General features: G+C 71.9%; 3 protein-coding genes. 1 reads left to right on the top strand and 2 read right to left on the bottom strand.

The annotated features are described in order from the left end of the window. Positions 1–222: 222 nt before the first annotated feature. Positions 223–885: a helix-turn-helix transcriptional regulator gene (locus ABZ914_RS47700; RefSeq protein WP_500201257.1), complete on the bottom strand. Its 663-nt coding sequence runs from the start codon at positions 883–885 to the stop codon at positions 223–225. Positions 886–976: 91 nt separating this feature from the next. After that, positions 977–2,674 carry an FAD-dependent oxidoreductase gene (locus ABZ914_RS47695; RefSeq protein WP_500201256.1) on the bottom strand — a complete coding sequence of 566 codons (1,698 nt, stop codon included), beginning with the start codon at positions 2,672–2,674 and terminating at the stop codon, positions 977–979. Positions 2,675–3,021: 347 nt separating this feature from the next. On the opposite strand from ABZ914_RS47695, the gene ABZ914_RS47690 reads away from it, so the two are divergent. Then, positions 3,022–4,202 (top strand): AAA family ATPase (locus tag ABZ914_RS47690; protein ID WP_500201255.1); only part of this gene is annotated, 1,181 nt, incomplete at its 3' end.

Genomic DNA, 4,202 nt, shown 5'->3' with positions numbered 1-4,202 from the left:
GCCGTTCTCGGCCGCCGCGGCGGACACGACCGGCCACCGCACACTGCGGAGACCTAGCCGTTTCCATCCTGGGATGCCGGTCACGAAGTGAAAGCAGTCGTGGATGCCGTCTGCTGAGCGGCGTGAACCTCATCGCCGCCCTCAAGCGCCGGCACATCCTGCGCCACGCGGGCGGCCCACCGGCCCGACTGGTCGCCATCGTCCAGGCGATCCGGCACTGCCTCAGATGAGGCCGAAGCGCATGGCGTGCGCGATGATGTGCGGGCGATTGCGGAGCCGCAGGCGTCGGCTGATCGTGTGGATGACGCCTTTCACCGTGCGCTCCGAGTAACACAGCCTGGCCGCGATCTCCGTGGTCTCTAGACCTTCGGCCATCAACCTGATCACCTCCACCTCGCGCGGCGTCAACCCCGAGGCGTTCAGTCCGGCGTCGTCGAGGACCTGCCGCTGCAGACGCTGCAGATGTCGCAGCAGGTCCCCGACGAGCGGGGGTGACAGTATCCCGGCGCCCGCCGCCACGGCGGCGGCGGTGCGGGCGAGCCGCTCGCCGGTCGCCGCCGCCCGCGGCACAACGGAATGCACCCGGCACTCCACCGCGAGCAGGAGCTCGGGCTCGCTGATCTCGTCGAGCACGAGCACCACCGGACGGCCGGTGGCGGCCGCCGAGCGGCGTAGCGCCGGGATGACTCTGCCGTCGAGACGGTCCGCGGCGTAGACCAGTACGTCCCCGCCGACCTCGTCCTGAGGGATCAGGCGCAACTCCGGCCGATCGGCCAGCAGCACGGTCAGTCCGGCAAGGGTCAGCGGATCCGTGGCGCGCAGCGATACCGCGATCGGCTGCGACTGTGCCGGCGCGGCCAGCACCGGAGCAACGGGCTGTGTCATGGTGTCCTCCTTCAGATGCTGCTGCGACTACCGTGCCGCGTGCGCCACCCCGGAGGCATAAGTCGAATTGCTGAAGCGTTCGCCGGCCTCGCTACGAGTTCTGCCGCCGACGCAGCGCCAGGTGCACTGAGCGCACTGCGCCGGAACCCTCGCCGACCGCGGCCGCGACCCGCTTCATCGAGCCGAGCCGCACGTCCCCGGCGGCGAACACGCCGGGGACGCTGGTCTCGAACTGCAGCGGGCCCGGGTCGAGACCCCGCCATCCGTCGCCCAGGTCGCCCGATGCCAGCCGCTCATCGGTACACAGGAAGCCGTCCCCATCGAGCACCGGTCCCTGTAGCCACGAGGTCGCCGCCACCGCACCGATGAAGCTGAACAGCCCGCGGCACTCCAACTCGTCCGTCACGCCCGTCCTCGGTTCGATCAGTGAGATACCGTCCAGACGCTCCGCGCCGTGAAGCGCGGCTACCTCCGTGCCGGTGCGGACGGTGATCCGCGGGTCGGCGTGGATGCGCTCGACCAGGTAGCTCGACATCCGAGCGCCGAGGTCGGCTCCGCGTACGAGCAACGTGACGTGGCTTGCGTAGCGAGCCAGGTGCAGAGCGGCCTGCCCGGCCGAGTTGGCGCCGCCGACGACGGCCACCGGTTCGCCGGCCACCCCCTGCGCCTCAAGGTCGGTCGCGGCGTGATAGATCCCCGAGCCGACGAAATGGTCCCATCGGTCGATCGGCAGGGACCGGTAGGCGGCGCCGGTGGCGATCAGGACCGTACGCGACGGTATCTCGGTTCCGTCGCCGAGGAACAGCACGTGCGTCCCGCCCTCGGAGCGCAGGTCGGTGACGGCGCACGGGCCGGCGATCTCGGCGCCGAACTTCAGAGCCTGCACCGCCGCCCGAGTGGTCAGGTCGGCTCCGCTGAGGCCGAACGGGAAGCCCAGGTAGTTCTCGATGCGAGCGCTGGTGGCGGCCTGCCCGCCGGTGGCGACCGCGTCGAGCAGCAGGGTGGCGAGGCCCTCGGAGGCACCGTAGACGGCGGCGGCCAGGCCCGCCGGCCCGGCACCGACGATCGCGAGGTCCATGGTCCCGCGGCCGGTGCGGCGATAGGTCAGGCCGAGCCGCTCGCTGAGGACACCCGGCGTCACCCGGCGGATCACCTCGCGCGCGGTGAACACCACGGGCAGGTCCACCGGGTCGAGCCCGGCGTCGCGTAGGGCGATCTCGCCCTGGGCCGAGGTGCTGTCGAGCCACAGGTGCGGCAGTCCCTGCCGCGACAGGAAGACGCGGAGCGCCAGCCCGTCGCGGGAGCGCGGATCACCGACGACCCGCGTGGACTGTTCGGCGCCCATCCGCAGCAGCCGCCGCCGGGCGACGAAGGCACGTAGGAAGATGTCACCAAGGTCGGTCTGCTGCGCCATCAGCCGCCGGAACGACCGCTGATCGATGAAGTACACGGTGCCGGGCTCGCGGACGCGGACGCCGAGGTTGCGTGTCTGCCCGGTGAGCAGGCTCAGCTCGCCGGCGAATCCGCCGGGCCCGTAGGTGAGGAACGGCTCCGCGTGCTCGTCCGCGGCGGCCGTACTGTACGAGGCCACCGTCGCCGTCGCGCATAGGACCAGATCACAGCTCGCGTCGCCCACGTCGTAGAGCCGGTCGCCGGCGGTCACCGTCCGCTTCACCCCATAAGACGCCGCCCGGGTGAACTGCTCGTCGTCGAGCCGGTAGGCGGCGGCCGCCATCAGGTCCTCGGTGCGCAGCCCCAGCTCGGGAAACGCCGGTGCGGGCTCAGCCATGCCTGTGCGCCTTACCTGTCAGCGGCGTCGTCCCGTTGCTTCTCATGTGTCCCGCCCTTCGTTCTCGCCCGTACCTGGACACGGTGGCAGTCGGGCCGGTCGCCGGGGTACAAGCAGCGTGAATCCTGCGCCTTAAGGGCAACCACCGTTGCCCGAGCCACCGGTTCGACAGGACCAGATAAGCGATCTTCCGTATGGGGCCGGGACCGCGCCCCCGGTACGCGAGGCCGCCCTGGCGCATGAGACGGTCAGCCCAGGCCAGGGCAGGAAAGCCCCGATGTCGCCGCCCTTATACTCGGGCGCGTGGCAGATTGCTTCGCCCCGGTAGGCCCGCGTGAGGCGAAGCCGTGAGCGGATTGTTCGTCGGACGGGCGCGCGAGCTGGCCCGTCTCCGGGAACTGCTGGGCGCGGTCGGCCCCGGCGGCCAGGCCGTCCTGATCGAGGGCGATGCGGGCATCGGCAAGAGCACGCTGGTCGACGCCGTGGTCAGGCTGGCCGCCGATGACGGCTTCCAGGAACTGCGCTGCACCGGCGTCCAGAGCGAGACCACCTCCGGCTTCGCCGGGCTGCACGAGCTCTTCCACCCCGTACTCGACCGACTTGACGCACTGCCGCCCCGGCAGCGCCGGGCGCTGGAAACGGCGCTCGGCCAGGCCGACGGCCCGCCGCCGAGCCGGCTGGTGATCGGCGTGGCAGCGCTCGGCCTGCTCGAGGAGTACACCGCCGAGCGGCGCGCGGTCGTCGTCGTGGAGGACGCGCAGTGGCTCGACACCTCCACCGCCGAGACGATCGCCTTCGTCGCGCGGCGCCTGTCCCATTCCCGCCTGCTGCTGATCGTGACGATGCGGACCGGCACCGGAGAAGGGGCGTTCGAGGCTCCGACGGACACCGCCGCGGACCCGATCCGGTCGCTCCCGCTGCCGCGGCTGGAGCTCGGCCCGCTCACCGATGAGGAGTCTGAGCGACTGCTCGGCGAACAAGGGGCCTTGCTGGACCCGCGCACCAGGCGGCTGATCCTCGCCGAGGCCGTCGGCAACCCGCTCGCGTTGACCGAGCTCGCCCAGGTGCTGGCCGGAGACGAGCAGCCCACCGGAATGATGGGGACACGGTGGCTGCCGATGAGCCGCCGGCTGGAGCGCACCTTCCTCGTCGGCGCGGCCCGCCTGCCCGAACGCAGCCGGAAGATGCTGCTGCTGATCGCCGCGGCACCGGAATCGTCGGTGCGGCACCTGATGACCGCAGCAGCCGCGGTCGGCCTCGATCTGGACGATCTCGCACCGATCGAGCGCGCCGGGCTGGCCACCGTCGCCGGGGACCAGGTGGTGCTGCGTCACCCGCTGGTCCGCTCCGCCGTCTATGGGGCCGCGTCCTTCGCCGAACGGGCCGCCGCCCACCGTACGCTGGCCGCGGCCGATCCCAACCCCGATCGCGCCGCGTGGCACACGGCCGCGGCCACCCCGGACCGCGACGAAACGGCGGCCGCCGCCCTTGAGGCCGCCGCGACTCGTGCCCGCGACCGCAGCGCGCT

This window comes from Spirillospora sp. NPDC046719 (assembly GCF_040645715.1).
Taxonomy (GTDB): Bacteria; Actinomycetota; Actinomycetes; order Streptosporangiales; family Streptosporangiaceae; genus Spirillospora.
The sequence above is the reverse complement of the archived record's forward strand: the minus strand, read 5'-3'. Positions and strand labels throughout refer to the sequence as shown.

Coding starts and splice junctions, on each gene's coding strand:
- ABZ914_RS47695 (WP_500201256.1), bottom strand. CDS start 2,674: ATGGCTGAGCCCGCACCGGCGTTTCCCGAGCTGGGGCTGCGCACCGAG.
- ABZ914_RS47700 (WP_500201257.1), bottom strand. CDS start 885: ATGACACAGCCCGTTGCTCCGGTGCTGGCCGCGCCGGCACAGTCGCAG.